The organism is Priestia sp. FW507-14D1A, from assembly GCF_058781295.1.
On record NZ_JBYSWQ010000007.1, the window covers coordinates 1 to 24,649 of the forward strand.

Consider the following 24,649-nt stretch of genomic DNA (forward strand, 5'->3'; position numbering starts at 1 on the left):
TCATATACAAGCATCATTTGTATCTGTCACAAAAAAGTCGAAAACGCTTTAATTTGCTCTATAGAAGTGTTTGGTTTCAAAAACTGACATACTCTTGTGATGCAAGGGATAAAGAAGCACACTACGTGTTGACAAGTTATTTTAATTATTTTATATGTATAGTATCGAAAACGTATGAGAGGATTTTTTACCATGACAAACCGAAAACAGCAGAGAGAGAAAATTTTAGATGCTGCTTTTGAAGTGTTCGGATCCAAAGGCTACTATGAAGCAAAAATGATTGATATTGCTAAACTAGCCGGTGTATCTAAAGGAACGCTTTACTTGTACTTTTCGTCTAAAGAGTCGCTTTATATCGCTGTGAACAATCGTTCGTTTGATGAGTTTTTGTATCATGCAAAGCGAAGAACGGATGAATGCCAAACGTTTCATGAAAAGCTGTATTCAATTGCGAAGCATCATCTGCTCTTTTTTTACGAAACTAAAAAATATCCCGACTCTTTTTGGCAAGCCCCTCACCAAATGCCAGAGATGATGGGTAGTCTTCATCAATTTTTTGAGGATTATCACGGGCTTGTTGCTAAATTGATTGAAGAGCAGAAAATAAAAAATGCTTTTTTACATTCAAAAGCGTTTTGCAGCATGTTAAATGGGTATAGGATGGATATCGTTTCCGATGATGATATAACAGAAGAAGATATCATGAACTATGCGGAGTTCATTGTGAACTTATACATTGAAGGCTGCCATTTTGAGACCCAAAAATGACTCGTCGGTACTGGTTGATAATGGAGGGATATGATGAATACCAGCAGCACAGTAATTAATTTTTCATATTTTCAAGAACAAACCGTTACCAAGGTTAACACAGACAATACCCTGCCGTTTTCTCTTGGATTTAGTAAAGGTGGACTTGTGGCAGAATGTCCATGGAGACTAAAAAACAAACGCAGCATCTTGCTTGGTCAAGCGGACTGGAAATCGCTGCATTCTGCCGAGCAGCGTCAGCAAGTCGAAGCGCTGCTGCTTGGCCAGCACATTATTTCTATACAGTGGTATGAAGATATCGGTATACTCCGAATTACGTTTTCTAATGGGTATGCGCTAGATATGTTTCACGACAGCTCGTTTTTTGAAGGTTGGGATTTATATGGTCAAGACGGCTTTTCCTTTATCTCGCTGCCAGGGGGAGCGTGTGACCATCAAATTTCAGTTTGTATAGACAGTTCATCAGCACATGAGAGGAGGTGAGTTTTTTTGTGAAAAACTGACCCGTGGGTACTCTAAAATTGTTGAAAAATTAAAACGGGTCTGCAGCTATTAAAGGATGAAGGCTTCTCAAATAACTTAGTTACGTAACGGAGGAAAAAGATGAATTTTTTGACGAGATTTAGTTTAAAAAATGCGGTAGCTGTGTTTATCGTTTCATTTTTACTTATTTTAGCGGGGCTATATTCATTTTCAAAACTAAAAATTGATTTACTGCCGAATATCGAATTTCCGCAGCTGTCCATTGAAGCAACGTATCCTGGGGCTTCTCCTGATGACGTAAATGAAAGCGTCACGTCGAAAATCGAAGACCAAGTGAAAGGAATTGAAGGCGTTAAAAGCGTACAAAGCGTATCGTATGAAAACGTTGGTATTATTAATTTAGAATTCCCGTTTAATACGGATTTAGATAAAGTTGAACAGCAAATTAACTCGTCGATAAAAGAATTAGATTTACCAGAGTCATCAAATGTAGACGTAAATCGTTTTTCGTTTGGTTCATTCCCGATTTTCAACATTTCACTGTTTGCGAAAGATGATGCAAATCTTGAAAAAGTATTAAACGATGAAGTGATTCCTGAATTGAATAAAATTCAAGGTATTAACTCCGTCTCAGTTGGCGGCGTGAAAGAGGACCTTTTACAAATTACGGTCGATAAAGAAAAAGCAGCTCAAGCTGGCTTGACGCTTGATGAGATGAAAGAACAAATTAATCAAAAAGCTGTTTCATTCCCAGCAGGAACATTAAACGGAAAAGAGCTTCAAATTCCAGTGCGAGTAGAAGAAAAAGTTGCGACGATCGATGCATTAAAGAAAATCCAGCTGAAATCTACGATGAATCCTGAAGCAAAGCCTGTGAAGCTTGGCGATATTGCCAAAGTCGAAGCCGTAACAGAACAAGGCGAATATACGCGCTATGACGGCAAAGATGCGCTGTCGATGGCCATCACAAAAAAACAAGATGCCAATACGGTTGAAGTAGCAAGCGAAACGATGAAAATTTTGAAAAAATATGACGATCAGTTAGACTACGCAATCGGCTTTGACTCAGCTGACGGCATTGAAAAGTCTGTTGAAACATTAGTGCGTGAAGGATTGCTCGGAGCATTATTTGCGTCACTCGCCGTGCTGATTTTCTTGCGTAACTTCCGCGCTACGATCATTGCGATTATATCGATTCCATTATCGCTGTTAGTATCAGCTATTTTCTTAAACCAGCTTGATATTTCACTTAACATTATGACACTAGGCGGAATGGCTGTAGCCGTTGGGCGCGTAGTGGATGACAGTATTGTTGTTATTGAGAACATTTTCAGACGCGTACGCCGTTCAGAAGAAGGCATGAGCAATAAGCTTGTCGAATCGTCCACAAAAGAGATTTTAAAAGCTATCACCTCGTCTACGATTACAACGGTTGTCGTATTCTTGCCAATCGGCTTTGTAGGAGGAATTACAGGAGAGTTCTTCTTGCCGTTTGCCTTAACAGTTGTTTTTTCACTGTTAGCATCTCTTCTTGTAGCGATTACAATCGTGCCGATTCTAGCAAAGTTTGCATTTAAAAAAGTACCGCCTGAAGAAAAAGAAGGAAAGCTGCAGCGCGGGTATGCAAAAGCGATTGCATGGTCGCTTAATCATAAAATTAAAATTTTAATTTTATCCTTTATTTTACTGTTTGGTTCATTTGCGCTTGTGCCTTCATTAGGCTTTACGTTTATTCCAAATGAAGAACAAAAGATGCTTCAAGCCAATGTCCAATTACCGGCATCTACATCACTTGAAAAAACAAACGACGTATCCTTAAAAATTGAAAAGATGTTTGCGGATCAAAATGAAATTTCAGATGTGACTACGGAAGTGGGATCACGCGACTTTTCAACAGGTGTAAAACGCCCGAACCAAGTTGGCTATTTCTTGAACGTAAAAGAAGGCGTGAATGTTGATACGTTTATTGATAAAGTTCAAAAGAAAATGGAAAGCATCACGAAAGAAGAATCACCAAAAGCAACAGTTAATGTGCAAGAAGCATCAACAGGAGGGCCTCCTACAAATAATAACGTAACGGTTGATTTATATTCTTCTAATTTAGATGACTTGCAAAAGGCAGCTAAGCAAGTGGAAAACCACTTAAACAAAGACAAACGTCTTAAATATGTAACAAATAACTTCTCAGATAAGCAAAAGCAGCTTGTAGTCGAAGTAGATCCTGATAAAGCGGCAGAGTACGGAGTATCTGGATTTCAGCTGCTTGGTACAATCTCCGATCAAACCAAACCGGTATCCGTTGGAGACTTAAAACTAGATAATACAAAACGAGCGGTTCAGCTTTCATACGATAAAGACCTTAGTTCAGTAAAAGAAATTAAAGATCTTCAAGTGTTTACAGAACGAGGACCTGTGTTAGTAAAAGATATCGCTGACGTTCGTACAATTGATACGTTCACTTCTATTCAAAAGCTTGACGGCAAAGTATTTGCGCGAGTGGAAGCAGACATTAAAGGCGATGATGTTCAAGCTGTGACCAAAGATGTTGTAGATGGAGTGAAAAAGTTAGACTTGCCAAAAGATGTGAGCTTGGACGGTGGAGGCGGAAGCGACGAGACAGTAGAAGTCTTCCAATCTCTAGGTCTAGCCATTTTAACAGCAATCGGCCTTGTGTATTTAACGATGCTCGTTACGTTTGGAAAAGCGCGCATTCCATTTATCATTTTATCGTCACTCATTTTTGTGCCAATCGGTTCGTTAGTTGGCTTAGTACTTGCAAAAGAACCGCTGTCCGTCAGCGTCATGATTGGATTCTTAATGCTGATCGGAATTGTTACAACAAACGCGATTGTGCTTGTAGATCGAATTACCCAAAATCGTGAACAAAAAGGCATGACAATCCGCGAATCCCTTATTGAAGCTGGGAAAACGCGCTTGCGTCCAATTTTAATGACGGCATTTGCTACCATTGCTGCATTAATTCCGCTGGCGCTTACTACATCAAGCGGAACGCTGATTTCAAAAGGCTTAGCTATCACGGTGATCGGAGGGCTGGCGTCATCTACCCTTCTTACCTTAATTATTATTCCAGTGGTATACGAACTCTTCTTCGCAAGACAAGTGAAAAGAGAAAAACAGCTGGAAAAAGAAACGACATAAGAACTATTTTCTAATAGAGGAAAATATGACCATGTACTGTATGTTATAATAAAAGTACGTTTTAACCCCTTATATTATAGAAAAAGAAGCGGCGCTTTCAAGCGCCGCTTCTTTTTTATGTAAAATCATTATTTACAAAAAATGATTAAAAGTCTTGTATGGAGGGAAAGAGTGTTAACAGGAAGCTTTACTATATCATCGTAGAGTTATCTAAAAAACATACAAAGTACAGGAGTGTCGTTTTCGTGAGTTCAACAAAGAAAGTTGTATTTATCAGTTCCATTATCTTAAATGTCCTTTTCATAGGTGTTTTTGCTTTTTATGCAAGTAGCAGCAGCGCGATGAAAAATCCGCTGTCATCTAAAAATTCGTCTAAGCAAAGCTATAGAGATAATCCTTATTACATTGAACGGACCACTTTGTTCAAGCAATTAAGTATTCCTAAAGAGTCAATCGTATTTCTCGGTGATAGCATTACCCAGCGCTCTGAATGGAGCGAACTTTTTCATAATAAGCAGATTGTCAATCGAGGCGTAGCCGATGATACAACAGAAGGGGTATTGCACCGTCTAAAAAGTATTACAGATGCTAAGCCAAAAAAAATTTTCTTGATGATTGGCATTAACGATTTAAACGAGCAAAAATCTGTAAAAAAAACCAAAGCCAATTATGCTGAAATTCTTGAGCGTATTCATAAAGAATCACCGAATACAAAAGTCTATATTCAAAGTGTACTGCCCGTGAACAATAAAAAATGCGGCGACGCAGTGGACAATAAAGATGTGATTGCGTTAAATAACTATTTAGAGCGTCTGGCTAAGAAACACAATGATTCTTACATTGACCTGTATTCGAAAGTATCTACACATAATCAGTTAAAAAGTAATTTCACGGTTGATGGTCTTCATTTAAAGGGCCAAGGCTATGCTATTTGGAAACAAGAAGTTCAGGCATACGTAAACCAATAAAAAAAGCGCTCCGAAAGGAGCGCTTTTTTTTAGATAAGCTCTGGTAAATGTTTTTTAGCATCGTATTCGACAAGAGCATCTCCGTTTTTGATGCGCTGTAAATAATCAGGATTTGAAATAAGTGGGCGACCAATAGCAGCTACGTCGATCCAGCCGGCTTGCAGCGCTTTTTCAGCTGATTCAGGCGTTAAGTCACCTACACCGATAATCGGTCCATCCCAGTACTTACGCGTAATTTCATAAAGATTTTGACCGTTTTGAACATCTTCATAAAAATCTAGCATAGACGGATGAATGATCTCAATTCCTGTTTCTTTAAATGCTTCTGTATACGTTTGAATAGCTTTTTCAGTGTCGTCCCAGCGATAGTCGGGTTTATCAAGCTTATGAGGAGAGAAGCGAATCACAACGCGCTCTTTTCCAACGGCGTCGATAACAGCAGAAATCACTTCTTTCATAAACGTTAATCGCTGTGCAAGGTCGCCTCCGTATTCATCCGTGCGTTTATTAGACCAGTCTGAATTAAACTGATCGATTAAATAGCCGTGAGCACCGTGAATTTCAACGCCGTCAAATCCTGCTTCAATGGCGTTTTTAGCGGCTTGAGCGTACTGTCCTACAACTTCTTTAATATCTTCTTTTGACATTTCTTCAGGCTCTTCGTAGGGCTTGCGGAAACGAGGCACTTGGCCTTGTGCTGCAATAGCGGAAGGGGCCTGAGGCTTATGTCCATTGATTAACCCGGAATGACTCAATCGGCCAACGTGCCAAATTTGAGCGATAATCGTGCCGCCTTCTTCATGAACAGCTTCTGTTACAGGCTTCCATGAATCAATTTGTTCTTGGATATAGATACCGGGAACGCCAGGATTTCCCTTTGCGCGTTCGCTGATAACGATTCCTTCACTAATAATTAAGCCAATACCATCCTTTGCGCGGCGGCGGTAATAGTCTACAACGTCTTGACCGACTACGCCTGTCTCTGGATCAGCAAAGCATCTTGTCATCGGTGCCATTGCTGTACGAGTGTGTAAATCAAATGCTTCAATGTTTGTTGGTTGGAATAGTTTTTCAAATGTACTCATTTTATATTCAGCTCCTTAAGAGGAAAGTATAGCTGCAAACGTTTTGCAGTGGGTTCAGTTTATTGTAACAGGGGATTTGTTTTATCTTCAAACATTTCGACTTCCGAAAAAAGTCCAAAAAAAAGCCGGCTGTCTTTACAGCCAACTTTTACAACATTAATGCTGTTTATTAGGAAGTTTTTTCTCAGGATGTCCAGTAGCTTGACCCTGCTTGTTTTTACGCTGCTTTTCTTGATTATCGTTCAGCTTTTGAACAAATTCATTTGTGTTTTCCATATTATCTAAACCTCCTTTATGAGCCTTTCCCTGTTACTATAACCCATTGCCTGCAAAAACATGACGCCAATCCGCTAAAAGCCGCTCCATATATACACCGGTATATAGAAATTAACAGGAAAATCGTGTATACTGTTGTAAAAATAACGTTAATGTTTCGTGAGTTTATAATTTCTTATTCATTCATGAACAAGAAAAGGTGTTACGCAATGAGTGATTTTTTTAGCGGGAAAGAAATGTCGTTTATTTTGATTTTGACATTCAGCGTGTACATATTTGTCTGGAATGTGCCCCTTCAGGCAACAAATGCCATGATGATCTACTTTATCCTGCTGTTTTTGTATACAGTCAGTAAGCTGCTTTTTTCTCCTCAGTTCCGACAATTTCCGCTTGTTAAGGTGCTATTGGCCATTTTATTCGTTCTTATGCTGGCTGAAATAATCGTTGCTTACAGCACTCATAGCATAAAGATTACAGATTTAAATCATATTTTCGATTATTTCAGTCATATGGATTTGTATTCATAAGTTTTTGAGCCGTCATTTTGCTAATCATTGGCGTATATACAGTTTGTACATAGCTGGTTTAATAAAAAAAAGTGCACAAATGTGCACCTTTTTTTATGAATATTGTTTCACTACGTGATTTACTATTTTTTCGGCTGCAGCGGCGGGGCCAGCTGCCTGTTCGAAACTTACGTTGATTTCTTTTATCCCTTTTTTGTAGCGGTCGTCATGTATGACTTCGTCAACGGCATTCCTTAACAGAGAAGCATTTACCGTTTCTTTTGCTAAGCGATACCCGGCGTTTAGTTCCACGAGTCTTTGAGCAACGATCGGCTGATCTTTCCCATGAGGTAAAACGACTAACGGTACGTTAAAATGAATCCCTTCATTTACGCTGTTCATGCCCCCGTGCGTGATAAAAACGTCCGCTTCTTTTAACACGTCAAGCTGAGGAACATAGGGTGAAATAATAAAATGCTCCGGTGCTTTTTTTATTTTTTTAAAATCAGCCCGGTCTCCTGCTGCAATCACAACTTTTCCATCAAAGTCGCTAAATGCGTCGATGCAAAGGTTGAAAAAGCCTTCTACATCATGAAGTACCGTTCCCATTGAAATATAAAGAACTTTTTCGTCTTTTAGCTTTTCTAGCGGAAAATCATGAGAGCCGTGACGCTCTGGAAAGCTTGGCCCAATAAATAAACACGAGTCATCAAAATGTTCATGAAGCGGCTGAAAAAAGCGGCTTGTATATACGACCGTTAATTCGCCTTCATTGTTCATAAATTGAAGCAGGTTTTTAGGTTCTACGCCAAACTGATTTTTTAGCAAGCTGAGCCCGTACTGAGCTTTTTCGTCAGGTTTAAATGGAACGCCTGAATCCGGATGCAGAGGCATCATTGCTAAGCGTTCTTTTGGCATTAAAAAAGACGCAGAGGATACAATCCCGGGAATCCGCAAATAATCACGCACTAATTCGCCTGCTCCAAACTTGTCGTAAAACACAAAGTCAAAGTCAATTTTTTTTGATAACGTATGAACAAGCTTCAGCGTATCTAAAGACGTTTGGATGTGGATATTTAAAAAAGCGTTGATTCCTTGAGGAGTTTCAGGCTTGATGGATACACCGCTTAATAAGTCTCGGTGAGTGTGTACGATAGCCCCGGCGTTTTCAAGGCGCTCTTTAAAACGCTCGGCCGTAATGTAGTGAACGGTATCACCTCGGTCTGAAAAAGCTTTTACCATTCCAAGCGTTGGGTTTACGTGACCTTCAGCAGGAAAATTAATCATTAAAATGTTTGCCATTTTTTCACTTCACTTTCGGTAAGATTTCTTCAAGCGTAATCAAATATAAGGAAGTTGACAACTAATTTGACTAGCTCATTTATCTTTTCAAACTCTACCTTTGTGTGTAAAATGTGAAAAAATATAACTTTTTTCCTAAAAAATAACATCATTAAGCGGAGATTATGGTAGAATTTTGAGAGCACTAGAGAGAAAGAATCATTTTTGGAGGTTGCTATTTTGAGTACGTTATCAACAAATTCAGAACCGGTTTTAAAGCCTAAAAAGAAAAAAGAGTTTACTTACTTCACGCTGCTTCTATTTATCGTGTTGGGCTTTGGTCTGCAGATTATAGCCGGAATTGGAGTAGCTATTTACGATGAAGTTACGGGTTCAAATATGACGGGAATTTTATTAGAAGGACCATATGCTCTGCTGGTAGACGCGGCGTTTTTTCTAGGTGTTGCCGTGCTGTACAGGCCTGTGCGCAGATTTTTAAAGCCTATGTGGAATTTCTCAGTATTAAAAGAAAGAAAAACGTATGTATATATTGTAGTAGGCTTTTTAATTGTAGCCGCGGTGCAGTACGTGATGCTTTCATTTTTAAACGTAGAAAGCGCAGATCAGCAGCAAAAAGATTTAAATCAGGGCAGTTTTAATCAAACGCTGCTTTCGAGCTGGATATTTTTTATAAGTGTAGCAGTTATCACGCCTATTAAAGAAGAGCTGCTTTACAGAGGTGTTTTATGTGGTTTCTTAACCAAACGCCACCACATGCTTGTGGGCATTTTCGTTTCCGCTCTTGTATTCGGTCTTTTACATATTGGCTTTCCGATTACGGCTACCGTCATGGGACTTGTCTTTGCCAGTATTTATTACCGGACAAAATCTATTTTCCCATCTATGATTTTACATATGCTGTGGAATGGATTAGTGAGTATAACCGTCTTCTTTTGAAAGCCGCTTAAGCGGCTTTTTTATTTGGATAAAGACGCAGAATGCTTTATGCGAATTTTCCCAACTATTAATAATCCAAGAGGGTAAAACAGCCCAAATAGCAGACTGTACGGGATCCACGTATCTCTGTCCCACGTTTGTTCATATGGAATGCTTGGATACACGATAAGTGAAAATGTAACGGCAATAATGCCTAGCGGAAGAGTTAAAATTCGGTAGTTTTTTAATTCAAGAATTTGAGCGAGTCCAGAAACGGTCGCATAATAGTAGAGAGACGTTTTAAAATAAAGAGATAAAAACCACATAATAGCCATAATTACTTCAATGTTTTTTAGAAAATCCGCAACTTCGATCCGTCTTGCAAGCTCATAGCTTGGATATAAAGCAATACGTGTATATGTATTTCCAAGTACAAGAATGCCAAGCAGTAAGATAATAATCATAATGCCTCCGCCGATTAAGCTTCCCGTAAAAAAAGCGCGGTTTCGCTGTGCTGGTTCCGCTACGTGAGCAGGGAAAACGGTTAGCAATACAATAAAAGTGAGAGATGTAATACTTGTAAATACCAGAATAGATCTGATAATAGGCTTAACGCCTACCTCTAATAAAGGCTGCAAATTCTCATAATGAATTTGAGGGAAAATCGAAAAAACTAAGATTAAGAACGGAATAACAAACCAAGGAAAGAGAATTTCAGCACAGCGGGCAATCGTTTCAATGCCAAGCCGAACGCCGACAATCACAATTCCCATAAACAAAATATGAACAGCAAGCATAGGCGTTTGGATAATAATCCGAGTTGTTAGAAACGAGCCCACGTAAAACAAAACTTGACTGCAAAAAAGAAGAGTAGAAGCGACAAATAAAAGAGAGACAAACTTTCCTAGCCACTTGCCTAAAATGGCTTCGTTTAGTTCTATAAGGGTTTTATTCGGATAAAGGCTAGAAAGTTTGATATACATCCATACAAGAAAAACGCCTACACACACGCCTAAAATAGCTGGAATCCATGCCTCTTGCTTTGAATCAGCCGTTAAGCTTCCAGGCACGACTAAAATAGTGTCGCCTAAACTATAAAAAATGACGAGTATTCGAAACTGTGCTGCGGATAATTTCATCTGACTGTGCACGTTGTTCACTTCCTTTTACTTCAACAGACTGAACAAAAAATCACTAAAAGGTTTTAATAAAAAAGCAATGCCGTCTCCGGGGTTAGGGATCTCCACACCGCCGTATTTTAAACTAACAATTAAAATACTTACTATGAACAAACTCCAAAAAATTTGCTTTTCTTTTTTACTGTTCACTTTTTTTAAATAAGGTATTTCTAATAAACAAACAGCTGCACAAAGTAAAAAAATCCCTAAAAATATAAGCATGTATCAACCTCAATTAGTAACCCTTCAAAAATAATGAAGGGATGTTAAAGACGCCTGTGTTTCAAAAATAGTATCACCCAAGATGGCTTCATTTATGAAAAGTAAGACTAAAGGCAGTGCAAAACCGTGTTATAATGACCAAGTTAAGCGTTATAATAGAGAAAAAACAGCATGATTACAAACAAGTAGATACATAACAAGGTAAGGATGGGAGAGAGATAGATGGCAGACGAATTCAAAAAAATGCTAGATGACAAAGAAAAGGTACAGCTTATGATCGCAGCCGTTGTCATGCTCGGAGGCCTGGTCGTTTTGTTAAAAAGCGTTGCAACGGGTCAGGCCATGGGCCAAAGATGGCTAGAAAGTAAAGGGAATGTAGACACGGATCTGTATCTTGAAACGGTAAAAAGCTACATACACCTGTATCAAATTGTGGGTGGCGTCATGTTTGGAGGAGGCCTTCTCACGTTACTTCGTGCTAAGCTAAACAAATAAAGCGGCAGCAAAATAAAAGATCATAGTCCAAAAGAAGTGTCATATCTTTTTAATAACTTAAAAAATAGTGAAAAGGAGTTATGAATGAATAATGAAGAAAATACACCGGCTTATCATCTGTTTATGATGATAGGAGCGCTTGCTATGCTGATTTTTGGTGTTGTCGGTTTCTTTATTCAGTATCCTGCTACGTTAAGTTTTGTGATGTGCATTGGCGGAAGTATCATATTTTTGCTGCATTTATTTGAATATATGAAACCTAAAAATGAACTATAGCATCTTCAAACGAGGAAATCTAGAAGCAAAGGAAGATGAGAAATGCGGAAACACCGTACGTATGAAACGCTAGTTGATCTTTATCAAAAAAGCGCCAAAATTCATTATGAAATCGATTATCGAGATAAAAAATCTGTAAAAAAAGGCAATCGAGCTGCAGAAGATATGAAAAAAATTGCGCAGCTCATTCATTTATATTATCCAGGCATGCTGTTTGAATTTGCAACACTGCTGACGAATCCTACTTATCGAATTGATTTATGGGCTGCACATCATATTTTAGAAATCATGAGCTATTCACCAATGCTTGAGGACAACGCGCTTTCCGTCATTGAACGCTACGCCGATGAAAATGATTTTACAGCTTTAGGAAATCGCATGTGGTTAGATCAGTGGAGAGAAAAACAGCGCTAAAACTCGGCTAAGCAAACAAGAATAACTAAAAGGAAGATAGGTATATGAGTTTACGTACATTAAAGAATGGTATAGGCGTCACCCTTCGAGAAGCAGAATCAAAAGATGCAGAGAAAATGATTGCTTTTTACAATCGAGTGGGAGGAGAAAGTGATTTTCTGTCATTTGGAGAAGGGGAGTTTCTTAGACCAGTTTCAGAGTATGAAGTGTTTTTAGCTTCTGTAAAACAAGAGCAAAATGCTCTTATAGTTGTGGCTGAAAAAGAAGAGAAAATCATTAGTATTGCATCCATCACCTCGTCTCAAAACCCGCGTAATAAGCATGTGGGAACCCTCGGTATTGTAGTAGAGAAATCTTATAGCGGGCTAGGGTTAGGCAGACAGCTAATGATTGAGCTGATTGAATGGGCACGTACGAATAAACAAACAAAAAAAATCGAACTTGTGACGCGAGAAGATAACAAAAGAGCTATTTCTTTATACAGGGAGCTAGGGTTTCAAACAGAAGGATTAAAAGAAAAAGACACCTATATAAATGGCGTGTACTATAATACAATGCTTATGGGTCTTCATTTATAAAAAGAGGCTCGAACAAAAGTATATTAAGTGAATGAAAATCCGAACGATGAATCGTTCGGATTTTTTCATTGTGGTGATGAACATAGGCTTCATATAGGTAGTGTTTTTAGCGGTTTTGGAGGCTCAGCGGCGCCCGCGGAACGCGAAGCCTTGGACGGAAATCAACAGCGGCGGAACAAGCAGTTCAGATCATATATGCTAATTGTTCGTCTTTAGATTGCATTGATGTAGTTATATCTCAGTCTTTTGGTTTATTATTTTTAGCGTCTGCAAATACACTCATCGCCTCGTTCATAAATTTGGCTAATCCTTTTCCATAGCTGTCAATGGTAGTTGTAAATCGCTCATCTTGCACATACATTTCTCCAAGACCTTTAAAGGCTTCTAATGAATACGTTCCAAAGTTTTCATTTAAAAATTGATACCATGTCGCAATAGCTTTTTGAGCTTCTGTAGAGGATGGTGACAGATCATGAAGCGAAGCTAAGTGAGTGTAGATACTTTCCCATTCGTTTGACATGTGCTGCTGTTCTTCTTGTGAGAAGCTTTGTACTTTTTCATTTGCTTCATCTACCCGCTGGTTTCCCCAGCGCTTCCGTGCTTCTTCTTCGTATGGGTTATGCGAAAAATCCAGTCCTTTAAACCGCTCTTTTTCGTTCATTTCAATCGCTCCTTCTTCATATTGAATCGTTTTATTAATGGTTACGATCATTTGATCGAGCCGACTGCGTTTTTCAATCAGCATGTTTTTTTGCAGTATCAACGCTTCTGTGCGATTAAACGTCGGGTCTGCTATAATCTCGTGAATTTGTTTTAAAGGGAAGCCAAGTTCTTTAAAAAATAATATTTGCTGAAGCATATCGAGATTAGCCGGTGAATAAAGCCGGTAACCGGATTCATTAACGGCATCAGGTTTTAATAGCCCGATTTCATCATAGTGATGCAGCGTGCGGACGCTGATTCCTACTAAGTCAGCAACTTCTTTTACTTTTCTGTTCATTCTTTCATCTCCCTTCTGAAATCTACTATAAAATATAACGCAGCGTAAGGGTCAATACTAAAAAAGAAATAATTGACTTTTAGTTTATATGCATTTATATTTAATTAGCATTAACTATTTATAACATGAAATAAATAAGCAAGCCTGGAGGAATAGATGTGACAAAAAGCAATCAGTATCTTGGAGAGATTCGTTCATCGCTTCAAGTGCTATTTGAAAAAATGCAGCCCGAAATGATGGAGAGTTTAAATGAGCATGAGATGACTCCTACGCAATTATTTGTTCTTTCTTATTTAAAGAAAGTAGGGAGCAGTAAGGTTTCTCAAATTGCAGAACTAATGGATGTAAAACCGAGCGCCGTGACTCTTTTAGTAGATCGTCTCGAACAGCACAATTTTGTTGTAAGAGAACATAATAAAGAGGACAGACGAGTCGTTGATATTACCTTAACAGAATTTGGGCATCGCAAGCTTGAAGATGTGCTGAATGGTCGAAAAGCCATTATGGACCGCTATCTTTTGCATCTAACAGAAGAAGAGCTTTCCATGATGGCTTCTATTACGAAAAAGCTTGCAACATCAGCTGCTTCTTATAAAGATAAGCAGCAGTAACAAAAAAGAGGAGAGACACACGATGGAAAATCAAAAAAATTCAAAGCGCACGCTTTTATTAATTGGGTTAATTATTGCGATGTTCTTTTCTGCACTTGATGGAACCATTGTCGGAACAGCTATGCCAAGAATCGTAGGAGATCTTGGTGGTTTAAGCATGATGACATGGCTGACAACAGCCTATTTGTTAACGTCGACAACAGTTGTTCCGATTGCAGGAAAGCTCGCTGATTTAGTAGGACGCAGAGTAATTTATGTTACAGGACTTATTATTTTTATGGTTGCTTCTGCTCTATGTGGAATGGCAAATAACATGACAGAGCTTATTTTATTCCGTGCATTACAAGGAATTGGCGGCGGCGTTATGATGCCGATGGCAATGATTGTAATCGGTGATTTATTTACAGGAAAAGCACGAGCAAAGTTTCAAGGAGTATTCGGAGGAATTTACGGTCTTGCTTCTGTCATCGGTCCACAAATTGGCGGATGGATTGTTGATTCACTGAACTGGAAATGGGTGTTTTACATCAACTTGCCGGTAGGTATACTCGCTACCGTTTTTATTGCCCTGGGACTTCAAGGAAAGAAACATACGGGACCTGTGAAATTCGATGTAGCCGGTATGTTCACAATGGTTATCGGAGTAGTGAGCTTGCTTTTGGCCCTGAGCTTTGGAGGAAAAGACTACGACTGGAACTCTTGGCAAATTGTTAGTCTATTTACACTGGCTGTTGTTGGGATCATAAGCTTTATTATTGTGGAAAAGAAAGCGAAAGAGCCGATTCTTCCGATGTATTTATTTAAGAACCGAACGTTTACGCTGTTAAATATCATTGGCTTTTTTATGAGCATCGGCATGTTCGGAGCCATTACGTTTGTTCCGTTCTTTATGCAAGGAATCGTTGGAGTCAGCGCCTCGGAATCCGGTACCATTATGACACCGATGATGATTTCAATGATTGTGACAAGTATTATTGGAGGGCAGCTTGTTTATAAAGTTGGAATCAAGCCCCAAATTATTACGGGTATGCTCATTATGGCAGGAGGGTTCTTCTTGTTAACAACATTAGACCTTCATACTAGCAAACTTGTTGCCACTTCTTATATGGCCATAATCGGTTTAGGAATGGGTCTTGTAATGCCAATTTTAACACTTGCTCTTCAAGAGAGCTTTTCAAAAGAAGAGCTCGGTGTGGTTACATCATCAAGTCAATTTTTCCGTTCAATTGGAGGAACGTTCGGTATTACGATCTTAGGAGCGGTAATGAATGCAAAATCAGGTACGCTTCTTAGTGACAAACTCGTTCCATATTTAAACACATTGCCTGCTCAAGCAAGTGCTTTTGCAGACGGGTTTAAAAAAGCGATTGATACGAATCCTGAAAGTGTGCTGCAGATGCTGTTTAGCCCTGAGGCACTAAAGAGTATTCCAGCTGCGCTTTCAGACAGCATTGTGCCAATTTTGAAGACCTCGCTAATGAGCGCATTGCACAGCGTCTTTTTTATGGGCTTAGCTTTTATTATTTTAGGAGCGGTATGCACATTGTTCTTAAGACAGATCAAGCTTTCAAATAAAAAAGCCGAAGAAAAACCAGAAGAAGGCATTGCTGAAGTAGAGCCATCACATTAAAAAAAGCGCACAAATTTGTGCGCTTTTTTCTATATTAGCTAGTGGTTTCATTAGGCTTACGAAGAAAAGGGGATTGTTTAGACGTGTCATACGAAATTTGATCAAGCAAATACGTTAAATATAAGTTCAGTTCAAACCTATCTTCTGACACAAAATCTGTAAGCGCTTGCTTATTATCTTTCCACATGGTAATTCCTCCTTAATTTTACGTACTAATGAATGGATTTAATATCAGAAAGCAAAAGGGAAACAACGGCTTCATTTTCGTCTTTTACGGATAGAATTTGCTGATGGAGATTTAAGTTGTGCACGCGGCCTTTGCACGTTTGCAGCGTTCCATTTTTATAGTAAGAAACAGTTATCGTCCCACTTTTCGTTAATTCTCGTAAAAACATTCAAGAAGCCTCCTTAAAAAAGATTACCTGATTTAAAAGCCAGTCCTTTCATTTGAGATGAGCAAAAGGGAATTGTATGTACTGCAAGCTTCCCTTTATATTCTTCAACGTGTATGAATAGATGGAATAAAAGGTTGCTAGCTCACCTATAAACTGTCCTAAATTTCAGAATATACTGTCTTTTACGTATAGTGTTTTTTAAAAGGATTAATGTTACATTTATTATGTAACATTCTGATGAGAAAGAAAACCGTTTCTACAAAACTTCTCTAAAAATTACAAAATATTCATATTCACGTGAAGGATGTAGAATGAACAAATATAGAAGTAACTGCGTTTATAAAAAACGTAAATACAGCTTCAATTATTAATGATCTTAATACTAATTATCAATTATATGTATTTTACTAATTTATTCTTCTCCGATAAAATGCAGGTAGACGAATTTGATAAGAATTTTCTAATGATTTATATAATTAAATTTGATATAATCTATAGGAATAATAATGTATGAAGGGAAACATCATTGATTAATTAGACACAGGTATTATGTTGAAGATGATTCGTAAAAGCATACATATTTAAATTATATATTTTTGTGAGGTGGACAGTGTTGCAACTTAAGGTAGTAAACAGCCCTTTTAATCAAGAACAAGCAGATTTGCTTAATCGCCTTCTGCCGACATTAACAGAAGCACAAAAAATGTGGTTGAGCGGTTATTTAACAGCATCTCAATCTACATCTGCCGAAGGAACGCCAGACGTTTCTACAGCAGCGCCTGCTCAAACGAAGCAGACAGTTTCAAAAGACGTAACGATTCTTTACGGATCACAAACAGGAAATGCTCAAGGACTTGCTGAAAATACAGGCAAAACGCTTGAAGCAAAAGGTTTTAATGTAACTGTATCTTCTATGAATGATTTCAAACCAAATAATTTAAAGAAACTTGAAAATTTATTAATTGTCGTAAGTACACATGGAGAAGGAGAGCCGCCTGATAATGCGCTATCTTTCCATGAATTTCTTCACGGCCGTCGAGCGCCAAAACTTGAGAACTTCCGCTTCTCTGTCTTGTCGCTTGGAGACAGCTCATACGAATTTTTCTGTCAAACAGGAAAAGAATTTGATGTGCGCTTAGCAGAACTTGGCGGTGAAAGACTGTATCCGCGCGTTGACTGTGACTTAGATTTTGAAGAGCCCGCGAATAAATGGCTTAAAGGTGTTATTGACGGATTAAGCGAAGCGAAAGGACACAGCGCTTCGGCGACTGTTCCAGCGGAAGCTCCTGCAGGAACTTCACCATATTCAAGAACAAATCCTTTTAAAGCAGAAGTGCTTGAGAACTTAAACTTAAACGGCCGCGGATCAAATAAAGAAACGCGACACTTAGAACTATCTCTAGAAGGTTCAGGTTTGACGTATGAACCAGGAGACAGTTTAGGGATTTATCCTGAAAATGACCCGGAGCTTGTTGATCTTCTTCTTAACGAATTCAAGTGGGATGCAAGTGAAAGTGTAACGGTGAATAAAGAAGGCGAAACGCGTCCTCTTAGAGAAGCGCTAACTTCTAATTTTGAAATTACCGTTTTAACAAAACCGCTTTTAAAGCAAGCAGCTGAGCTTACTGGAAACGATAAGTTAAAAGCGCTTGTAGAAAATCGCGAGGAATTAAAAGCATACACACAAGGCCGTGATGTGATTGACTTAGTTCGTGACTTCGGCCCATGGAACGTATCGGCACAAGAGTTTGTAGCCATTTTACGTAAAATGCCAGCGCGCCTTTACTCGATTGCAAGCAGCTTATCAGCAAACCCTGATGAAGTTCATCTAACAATCGGAGCGGTACGCTACGAAGCGCATGGACGCGAGCGCAAAGGTGTTTGTTCAGTCCTTTGTTCAGAACGTTTGCAGCCAGGCGATACGATTCCTGTATACCTTCAAAGCAATAAAAACTTTAAGCTTCCTCAAGATCAAGAAACGCCAATTATTATGGTAGGACCTGGTACAGGTGTGGCTCCGTTCCGCTCATTTATGCAAGAGCGTGAAGAAACAGGGGCAAAAGGCAAGTCATGGATGTTCTTTGGAGATCAGCACTTCGTAACAGACTTCCTTTACCAAACAGAATGGCAAAAGTGGTTAAAAGATGGCGTACTGACAAAAATGGACGTGGCGTTTTCACGCGATACTGAAGAAAAAGTATACGTACAAAACCGTATGCTCGAACATAGTAAAGAATTATTCCAATGGTTAGAAGAAGGCGCATCTTTTTATGTGTGCGGAGATAAAACAAATATGGCACGCGACGTGCACAACACGCTAGTTGAAATTATCGAAACAGAAGGCAAGATGAGCCGTGAACAGGCGGAAGGTTACCTTGCTGAAATGAAGAAACAAAAACGTTATCAGCGTGATGTATACTGAGGATTGAAAGGAGATTTTCAACATGGTAAACAAAATTTTAAAAGCGCCCGAAGGTCCTCCAAGTGACGTTGAGCGCATAAAAGATGAAAGTAATTATTTGCGCGGTACATTAGGAGAAACAATGCTAGACCGCATCAGCTCAGGTATTTCTGAAGACGATAATCGTTTGATGAAGTTCCACGGAAGCTACTTGCAAGATGACCGAGATCTTCGTAACGAACGCCAAAAACAAAAGCTAGAGCCAGCTTACCAATTCATGCTGCGCGTCCGTACGCCAGGCGGTGTTTCAACACCAGAACAGTGGCTAGTGATGGATGATTTAGCACAAAAATACGGAAATGGAACGTTAAAGCTGACGACTCGTCAGGCATTCCAAATGCACGGAATTTTAAAGTGGAACATGAAGAAAACGATTCAAGAAATTCATGCTTCTTTATTAGACACAATTGCAGCTTGCGGAGATGTAAACCGTAACGTAATGTGCAATCCGAATCCCTATCAGTCAGAAGTGCACGCTGAAGTATTTGAATGGTCAAAAAAATTAAGTGATTACTTATTACCTCGTACAAGAGCGTACCACGAACTTTGGCTAGATGAAGAGAAAGTGATCAGCACACCGGAAGTGGAAGAAGAAGTGGAACCAATGTATGGTCCGCTCTATTTGCCAAGAAAGTTCAAAATTGGCGTAGCTGTTCCACCGTCTAATGATATTGACGTGTATTCACAAGACCTTGGCTTTATTGCTATTTTAGAAGACGAGAAACTTGTTGGGTTTAACGTAGCAATCGGCGGCGGTATGGGTATGACGCACGGAGATAAAGCAACTTACCCTCAGCTTGCAAAAGTGATTGGGTTCTGTCGACCTGATCAAATTCTAGAAGTAGCTGAAAAAATCATTACGATTCAACGTGATTATGGAAACCGCTCTGTACGTAAAAACGCGCGTTTTAAATACACGGTTGATCGTCTGGGATTAGAAACGGTAAAAGAAGAGCTTGAAAATCGTCTGGGCTGGAGCTTAGACGAAGCAAAATCTTATCACTTTGATCATAACGGCGACCGCTACGGCTGGGAAAAAGGTGTAAAAGGAAAATGGCACTTTACTCTTTTTGTTCAAGGTGGACGTATTGCTGACTTTGAAGACTATAAGCTTATGACGGGTCTTCGTGAAATTGCAAAAGTTCATAGCGGTGATTTCCGTTTAACGGCCAATCAAAACTTAATTATCGCGAACGTATCAACTGAAAAGAAAAAACAAATTAGTGATCTTATCGAACAATACGGATTAACTGATGGCAAGCATTATTCGGCTCTTCGCCGCAGCTCATTAGCTTGCGTATCGCTTCCAACTTGCGGGCTTGCGATGGCAGAAGCTGAGCGTTATCTCCCAGTTCTTCTTGAGAAAATTGAAGCAATTGTAGATGAAAACGGCCTTCGCGATAAAGAAATTACCATTCGTATGACGGGCTGTCCTAACGGCTGTGCACGTCCTGCTTTAGGTGAAATTGCTTTTATTGGTAAAGCACCGGGCAAATACAACATGTATCTTGGAGCAGCATTTGACGGCAGTCGCTTAAGTAAAATGTACCGTGAAAATATCAGTGAAGAAGAAATTTTAAATGAGCTGCGCGTCTTACTTCCTCGCTATGCAAAAGAGAGAGAAGAAGGCGAGCACTTTGGTGACTTTGTCATCCGCGCTGGAGTAATTGAAGCTGTAACAGACGGCACGAATTTCCACGCGTAATATGTATAAAGGGACTTTTCTAACTTACAGAAAAGTCCCTTTTTCTATTTTAATATTCTCTAACAAATACAGCTACTCCAAATACGCCTAATCTTTCAGCAGTAATTTGTTCAAAGCCGTTGTCAAGTAAACAATGAGCTGCAGTGCGGTAGCGCTGACCTTGAGCTAACAAGCGTCCGCAAGGCTTTGCGCTGCCGATTACTGTTGCTTCTACGACAGTACGAGGAGCTTGTCTATCCAAAGGGTTTCGCTCCCAAAGAATTGTCACCACATCCGGAGGACGGGGAATAGATACATTACCTGTGTGTTCATGCATAGCCATCACCTCCTTACACTATAGTAAATGCAAAAAATGACAGACTGCTTGTACACGCGCTGATTTTTATTAAAAAAGGCATTCAACTACGCCTAAATTAACTGTTTTTCTAACAATAAAGCGCTTAATAGAAAAGGTTAGTAGAAAAAAAGAATGCTATAATATAAAAAGGACTAATTTTTTCCAAGGAGGGAGAAACATGCAGCAAAAACGAGTAGCGGTTATTACAGGGGGAGCAAGCGGAATTGGCAAAGAAACTGCCTTAAAGTTTGCGCAAAAAGGAGACGCGGTGGTCATTGCTGATTATGATGAAGAGAAAGGAAAAGAGACTCTTCAAAAAATTGAAGAAGCTGGAGGGAGCGCTTTATTTGTGCAAACGGACGTCACAAAGTTTGAAGAAGTGGAAGCACTGATTGAGGAAACTGTGAACCGCTTCGGGCGAATTGATGTTATGTTTAACAATGCAGGTATTGGACGCCCTACATCTATTTTAGATCAAGACTTAGAAGAATATCACCGTATTATTAATGTGAATCAGCACGGCGTTACATATGGGATTATGGCAGCGGGCAGGAAAATGAGAGAGTTAGGTATTAAAGGCGTCATTATCAATACGGCATCTATTTTTAGCTTTTTAGCCTCACCCGGAACGTATGCTTATCACGCAACAAAAGGAGCTGTTGTGATGATGACAAAATCAGCTGCGCTAGATTTAGCTAAATATGGTATTCGCGTCGTCGCCATTGCACCAGGATTTGTTGATACGCCCATTATTCAAGGCTATAAAGATAACGGTATGATTGAAGGAATGAAAGCGAAAACGATGAGCAGAGAGCTCACTGCACCACAACAAATTGCAAATATGGTTTATTTGCTTTCCTTAGAAGAAGCGGGAGCTGTAAACGGCAGCATCATCATGGCTGATGATGGGTATGCGGCATTTAAATAAAACGAAAAAGGATTCTTTTTAAGAAAAGAATCCTTTTTTATTATGTAGTAGGCAGTGAACTATAAACAAACGTATCGTGAGTTTTTCCGTTTTGATACATATAGTTTTTTAACACTCCTTCTTTTTGAAACCCAAGCTTTTCAAGCACATGCTGTGATGCTTTGTTTTCAAGAAACACAACAGCTCCAATCCGCACTAGCTGAAGGGTATCAAACCCATACGCCATAACAGCCGAAGCAGCTTCTGAAGCATAGCCATGACCCCAGTGCTGAGGGTGTAGCTCATAGCCAATTTCCGCGCGCTTATGCTTTTGGTTCCACTGATTAAATCCAACTGTCCCGATTAATTCCCTCGTATCGAGCCGTTCAATTCCCCAGCGCATGCCTTTTTGATTTCTGTAATTTTCAGCAAAAATATCGATTAGAACCAGAGCTTCTTGAATAGTTGTGAATTTTTCTTGCCCGTAATATCTAATAACTTCTTTCTGAGAGAAGCAGTCAAAAATAGTATCTGCATCGACTTCTGTTATTTCACGCAGTGTAGTGCGAGGTGTACGAAGAATAGGAAACATACTTTTCTCCTTTCTATTTTATATAAAAATTTATATAGAAAGATTTCGTCAGCTCAGAGAAAATACCTTTTATTTTATTTTTCTGTTATAAATTAAGTAGAAATATGAGCTAAACGACTAAGAAAAAGACAGGAACAACTTCTAAATAACACAAACAGTTGTTACGTACTAGCACTAAAAACAGTATACTAAAAAAACAAATAGAGCTAGCTGCACGTAGAGCAGCTAGCTTTCCTGTAGGAAAGAACCTATTTTTTAGTTAACTGATTGCGATCTTCAATTTGAGGAGGCTCTTCAAGCCATCCGTTTTGAATCATGACTTTACCGCCTTCTTTCGCAAAGAAATAAATATCTTTAGCCAGCTGCAGCATCTTTAGTGGCAAATCACTTCGTAAACTAAAAGCGCCTCCTAAAGCATTGCTTCCTAGACCGAAGGTGCTCAGAAGACTCGTGTTATACATCATTAATTTATCTGAAAAAGGGGAGATCGTTGAGCTTGTCGCTTTTCCTGCATGCGTAGCAGGAGGCTCTATATAGCTATGACGTAAAATATCTCCTAGTTCTGTTTCAATTTTTTTTGAAAGCTTCATTCCGTTGACAAAATGCTGCTGTGCCTCTTTGTTGCTAGCTGCCTGAGCAAAGCCAATCATCAGCTGCATTCCTACAAGATTTGTATCAACCGCATGTTGGATAAGAGACACTTCAATTGTATTAAGTGATCTTTTTTCACTAAGCCAGCTTAATCCTCCGATATAATTTTGTTCGTGGACAAACCGAACTTCTTTTGGCATTGAAACGTAAGGAGGCTTTGCAATGACGCCGGTTTCTAATAATATCTGAGTAGACTGATTGTATATTTGCTGCGCTTCTGCTGTTGCGTTTACGAAAAAACTTCTGATATCTTCCCGGTAGGACATCGTTGAATGCAAAGCGAACAGTCCAGTCTCAATTTGAGCCATTAAGCGTACGTACATGACTTCAAACATAGGGTCGAACAGTTTCGGCACTCCTAGATTTACATCATGTTTAGTAAAGCCTAAAGGAATAACTGCACCTTCGTGCTCTAAAATTTCTTTGATTCGCTCCGTAATATTTAATGAGTCGCTATAATACAGCTCAAAAAGCTCTTTATGATCTTCTTTACCTTCAAGACAATATTCTAAAAACCTCAAAATCATCGTTTTTTCCTGATAAGTCATCCATAAGTTAGCAAGCTCCGAGGACGTGAGCGGCGGAAGTTTTGATGTGCTCATTGTACACATTCCTCCTGAAAATAGTGATAGGTAAATATGTATAGCTTCATTAGTATTTCTTTTATTTATAGGAATATTCTTCTTTTTAATTTATTGAAAAGCTTCAGTAGCGGTTATTATAGTAAGATAGTTGAAGGAAATAAACTTTACCAACAAGTCAGTTGTATGATAACTGATATGAATAAAACTAAGTTTTTCTATTACTTTAAATAATTTGACAATTGATGTTATTCTTACTATTATGGAAACATAAGTTTTACATATATTGCTAGAGTTCAGCAACAAATTCTAGCAGCACCATAAGTAAGGAGCTTACGATGAAGCACATTGTCCAAGCAACAGATCATCCTAGAACGAAAGATACCTTAAAAGAAGATTTACGCAGATTAGGCATAACAAAAGGGATGACTATCATGGTTCATTCTTCGCTATCTTCATTAGGGTGGGTAAACGGAGGTTCAGTAGCCGTTGTTCAAGCTTTAATGGAGACAGTGACAGAGGAAGGAACGATCGTGATGCCGTCACAGTCGGTCGATCTTTCGGATCCATCAGAATGGGGCAATCCGGCTGTGCCAAAAGAGTGGTGGGAAACTATTCGGGAAACGATGCCCGCATATGATCCAGTTTATACACCAACAAGCGGTATGGGACAAATCGTGGAAACTTTTCGAACATACCCTGGCGTAAGAAGAAGCAGCCATCCAATGTATTCATTCGCCGCTTGGGGGAAGGACAGCGAAGATATCTTAAAAGATCATTCCCTTGAATTCAGTTTAGGCGAAAATTCTCCTCTTGAAAGGCTTTACAAAAAACATGCCTTTGTTTTATTATTAGGTGTCGGGTTTGGGAACAATACTTCTTTTCATCTAGCAGAATATCGTATTCCATATCGAAACGTGATTCAAAAAGGATCTCCAGTTATGGATGCAGGAAAGCGAGTATGGAAGACGTATAAAGAATTAGAGTTTCGAGAAGAGCTGTTTGAAAAGATAGGTGAAGCGTTTATTGAAGCAAAAGGAATAAAAGCTGAAAAAATCGGTTCAGCATGTGCATACTTCTTTTCAATGCCTAAAGCCGTCGATTTTGCTGAAATACATTTGAAAGCGCTATAGTGAGCGGTTGTATGCTTTCTA

General features: G+C 39.1%; 26 protein-coding genes and 1 pseudogene. 16 read left to right on the forward strand and 11 right to left on the reverse strand.

What is annotated here, in order from left to right; genetic code table 11:
- Positions 1-192: 192 nt before the first annotated feature.
- The 4 genes from AC3WJG_RS21115 (at position 193) to AC3WJG_RS21130 (ending at position 5,378) form a co-directional block, all read left to right on the forward strand.
- Positions 193-768, forward strand: coding sequence for a TetR/AcrR family transcriptional regulator (locus AC3WJG_RS21115; protein WP_492588565.1), 576 nt, complete (start codon positions 193-195; stop codon positions 766-768).
- A 33-nt stretch (positions 769-801) separates the two neighbouring features.
- Positions 802-1,251, forward strand: a complete 450-nt coding sequence (locus AC3WJG_RS21120) for a DUF6188 family protein (RefSeq protein WP_013057813.1) — start codon at positions 802-804, stop codon at positions 1,249-1,251.
- A gap of 120 nt (positions 1,252-1,371) precedes the next feature.
- Positions 1,372-4,410 (forward strand): efflux RND transporter permease subunit, encoded by a 3,039-nt coding sequence (locus tag AC3WJG_RS21125; RefSeq protein WP_336117776.1) that lies wholly within the window; start codon positions 1,372-1,374, stop codon positions 4,408-4,410.
- A 245-nt stretch (positions 4,411-4,655) separates the two neighbouring features.
- Complete coding sequence (locus AC3WJG_RS21130) at positions 4,656-5,378, forward strand: GDSL-type esterase/lipase family protein (RefSeq protein WP_098524741.1); 723 nt, start codon at positions 4,656-4,658, stop codon at positions 5,376-5,378.
- Between the two features lie 29 nt (positions 5,379-5,407).
- Here the strand turns inward: AC3WJG_RS21130 and AC3WJG_RS21135 are convergent.
- Positions 5,408-6,448: pseudogene (locus AC3WJG_RS21135) on the reverse strand (alkene reductase); the annotation flags it as partial.
- A 171-nt stretch (positions 6,449-6,619) separates the two neighbouring features.
- Positions 6,620-6,739 carry a DUF4023 domain-containing protein gene (locus AC3WJG_RS21140; RefSeq protein WP_013057809.1) on the reverse strand — a complete coding sequence of 40 codons (120 nt, stop codon included), beginning with the start codon at positions 6,737-6,739 and terminating at the stop codon, positions 6,620-6,622.
- A 209-nt stretch (positions 6,740-6,948) separates the two neighbouring features.
- Between AC3WJG_RS21140 and AC3WJG_RS21145 the strand changes: the two genes are divergently transcribed.
- Positions 6,949-7,266: a hypothetical protein gene (locus AC3WJG_RS21145; protein WP_013057808.1), complete on the forward strand. Its 318-nt coding sequence runs from the start codon at positions 6,949-6,951 to the stop codon at positions 7,264-7,266.
- A 93-nt stretch (positions 7,267-7,359) separates the two neighbouring features.
- On the opposite strand, the gene AC3WJG_RS21150 is transcribed toward AC3WJG_RS21145, so the two are convergent.
- Positions 7,360-8,547, reverse strand: a complete 1,188-nt coding sequence (locus AC3WJG_RS21150) for a macrolide family glycosyltransferase (RefSeq protein ID WP_102813096.1) — start codon at positions 8,545-8,547, stop codon at positions 7,360-7,362.
- Positions 8,548-8,766: 219 nt separating this feature from the next.
- On the opposite strand from AC3WJG_RS21150, the gene AC3WJG_RS21155 reads away from it, so the two are divergent.
- A complete protein-coding gene (locus AC3WJG_RS21155; RefSeq protein WP_102813095.1) occupies positions 8,767-9,483 on the forward strand; it encodes a CPBP family intramembrane glutamic endopeptidase in 717 nt (238 codons plus the stop codon).
- A gap of 20 nt (positions 9,484-9,503) precedes the next feature.
- Here AC3WJG_RS21155 and AC3WJG_RS21160 read toward each other — a convergent pair whose 3' ends face one another.
- Positions 9,504-10,613: a GerAB/ArcD/ProY family transporter gene (locus tag AC3WJG_RS21160; RefSeq protein ID WP_028409213.1), complete on the reverse strand. Its 1,110-nt coding sequence runs from the start codon at positions 10,611-10,613 to the stop codon at positions 9,504-9,506.
- A gap of 15 nt (positions 10,614-10,628) precedes the next feature.
- The gene (locus AC3WJG_RS21165) at positions 10,629-10,862 is read right to left on the reverse strand and encodes a hypothetical protein (RefSeq protein WP_102813094.1); all 234 of its coding nucleotides are present in this window, start codon (positions 10,860-10,862) and stop codon (positions 10,629-10,631) included.
- A gap of 222 nt (positions 10,863-11,084) precedes the next feature.
- Here AC3WJG_RS21165 and AC3WJG_RS21170 point away from each other — a divergent pair, with 222 nt between their 5' ends.
- From AC3WJG_RS21170 to AC3WJG_RS21185, 4 genes are all read left to right on the forward strand, one after another.
- Positions 11,085-11,357 (forward strand): hypothetical protein, encoded by a 273-nt coding sequence (locus AC3WJG_RS21170; RefSeq protein WP_028409211.1) that lies wholly within the window; start codon positions 11,085-11,087, stop codon positions 11,355-11,357.
- Between the two features lie 84 nt (positions 11,358-11,441).
- A complete protein-coding gene (locus tag AC3WJG_RS21175) occupies positions 11,442-11,633 on the forward strand; it encodes a hypothetical protein (RefSeq protein ID WP_014459359.1) in 192 nt (63 codons plus the stop codon).
- Between the two features lie 42 nt (positions 11,634-11,675).
- Positions 11,676-12,047 carry a hypothetical protein gene (locus AC3WJG_RS21180; protein WP_013057801.1) on the forward strand — a complete coding sequence of 124 codons (372 nt, stop codon included), beginning with the start codon at positions 11,676-11,678 and terminating at the stop codon, positions 12,045-12,047.
- A 44-nt stretch (positions 12,048-12,091) separates the two neighbouring features.
- A complete protein-coding gene (locus AC3WJG_RS21185) occupies positions 12,092-12,625 on the forward strand; it encodes a GNAT family N-acetyltransferase (RefSeq protein WP_337134123.1) in 534 nt (177 codons plus the stop codon).
- Positions 12,626-12,863: 238 nt separating this feature from the next.
- Here AC3WJG_RS21185 and AC3WJG_RS21190 read toward each other — a convergent pair whose 3' ends face one another.
- Positions 12,864-13,625, reverse strand: coding sequence for a MerR family transcriptional regulator (locus tag AC3WJG_RS21190; protein WP_337134122.1), 762 nt, complete (start codon positions 13,623-13,625; stop codon positions 12,864-12,866).
- A 158-nt stretch (positions 13,626-13,783) separates the two neighbouring features.
- On the opposite strand from AC3WJG_RS21190, the gene AC3WJG_RS21195 reads away from it, so the two are divergent.
- Positions 13,784-14,236, forward strand: coding sequence for a MarR family winged helix-turn-helix transcriptional regulator (locus AC3WJG_RS21195; RefSeq protein WP_013057798.1), 453 nt, complete (start codon positions 13,784-13,786; stop codon positions 14,234-14,236).
- A 22-nt stretch (positions 14,237-14,258) separates the two neighbouring features.
- Complete coding sequence (locus tag AC3WJG_RS21200; protein ID WP_337134121.1) at positions 14,259-15,866, forward strand: MDR family MFS transporter; 1,608 nt, start codon at positions 14,259-14,261, stop codon at positions 15,864-15,866.
- A gap of 34 nt (positions 15,867-15,900) precedes the next feature.
- Here AC3WJG_RS21200 and AC3WJG_RS21205 read toward each other — a convergent pair whose 3' ends face one another.
- Both AC3WJG_RS21205 and AC3WJG_RS21210 read right to left on the reverse strand, forming a co-directional pair.
- Positions 15,901-16,053 carry a hypothetical protein gene (locus AC3WJG_RS21205; RefSeq protein WP_013057796.1) on the reverse strand — a complete coding sequence of 51 codons (153 nt, stop codon included), beginning with the start codon at positions 16,051-16,053 and terminating at the stop codon, positions 15,901-15,903.
- 25 nt (positions 16,054-16,078) lie between these two features.
- Positions 16,079-16,261 carry a YolD-like family protein gene (locus AC3WJG_RS21210; RefSeq protein ID WP_028409205.1) on the reverse strand — a complete coding sequence of 61 codons (183 nt, stop codon included), beginning with the start codon at positions 16,259-16,261 and terminating at the stop codon, positions 16,079-16,081.
- 613 nt (positions 16,262-16,874) lie between these two features.
- Here AC3WJG_RS21210 and AC3WJG_RS21215 point away from each other — a divergent pair.
- Together AC3WJG_RS21215 and cysI are read left to right on the forward strand one after the other, a co-directional pair.
- A complete protein-coding gene (locus AC3WJG_RS21215) occupies positions 16,875-18,683 on the forward strand; it encodes an assimilatory sulfite reductase (NADPH) flavoprotein subunit (RefSeq protein ID WP_028409204.1) in 1,809 nt (602 codons plus the stop codon).
- Between the two features lie 22 nt (positions 18,684-18,705).
- A complete protein-coding gene (gene cysI / locus AC3WJG_RS21220; protein WP_016764771.1) occupies positions 18,706-20,427 on the forward strand; it encodes an assimilatory sulfite reductase (NADPH) hemoprotein subunit in 1,722 nt (573 codons plus the stop codon).
- A gap of 49 nt (positions 20,428-20,476) precedes the next feature.
- On the opposite strand, the gene AC3WJG_RS21225 is transcribed toward cysI, so the two are convergent.
- Positions 20,477-20,743 carry a hypothetical protein gene (locus tag AC3WJG_RS21225; protein WP_028409202.1) on the reverse strand — a complete coding sequence of 89 codons (267 nt, stop codon included), beginning with the start codon at positions 20,741-20,743 and terminating at the stop codon, positions 20,477-20,479.
- A gap of 199 nt (positions 20,744-20,942) precedes the next feature.
- Between AC3WJG_RS21225 and AC3WJG_RS21230 the strand changes: the two genes are divergently transcribed.
- On the forward strand, positions 20,943-21,692 hold the full coding sequence (locus AC3WJG_RS21230) for an SDR family NAD(P)-dependent oxidoreductase (RefSeq protein WP_102813090.1): 750 nt from the start codon (positions 20,943-20,945) through the stop codon (positions 21,690-21,692).
- Positions 21,693-21,732: 40 nt separating this feature from the next.
- Here the strand turns inward: AC3WJG_RS21230 and AC3WJG_RS21235 are convergent, their stop codons facing one another.
- Both AC3WJG_RS21235 and AC3WJG_RS21240 read right to left on the reverse strand, forming a co-directional pair.
- On the reverse strand, positions 21,733-22,263 hold the full coding sequence (locus AC3WJG_RS21235; protein WP_028409200.1) for a GNAT family N-acetyltransferase: 531 nt from the start codon (positions 22,261-22,263) through the stop codon (positions 21,733-21,735).
- Between the two features lie 248 nt (positions 22,264-22,511).
- Positions 22,512-23,516 carry a DUF3231 family protein gene (locus tag AC3WJG_RS21240; protein WP_060746335.1) on the reverse strand — a complete coding sequence of 335 codons (1,005 nt, stop codon included), beginning with the start codon at positions 23,514-23,516 and terminating at the stop codon, positions 22,512-22,514.
- 317 nt (positions 23,517-23,833) lie between these two features.
- Between AC3WJG_RS21240 and AC3WJG_RS21245 the strand changes: the two genes are divergently transcribed.
- Positions 23,834-24,628 carry an AAC(3) family N-acetyltransferase gene (locus tag AC3WJG_RS21245; RefSeq protein WP_028409198.1) on the forward strand — a complete coding sequence of 265 codons (795 nt, stop codon included), beginning with the start codon at positions 23,834-23,836 and terminating at the stop codon, positions 24,626-24,628.
- The last annotated feature ends 21 nt before the right edge of the window (positions 24,629-24,649 follow it).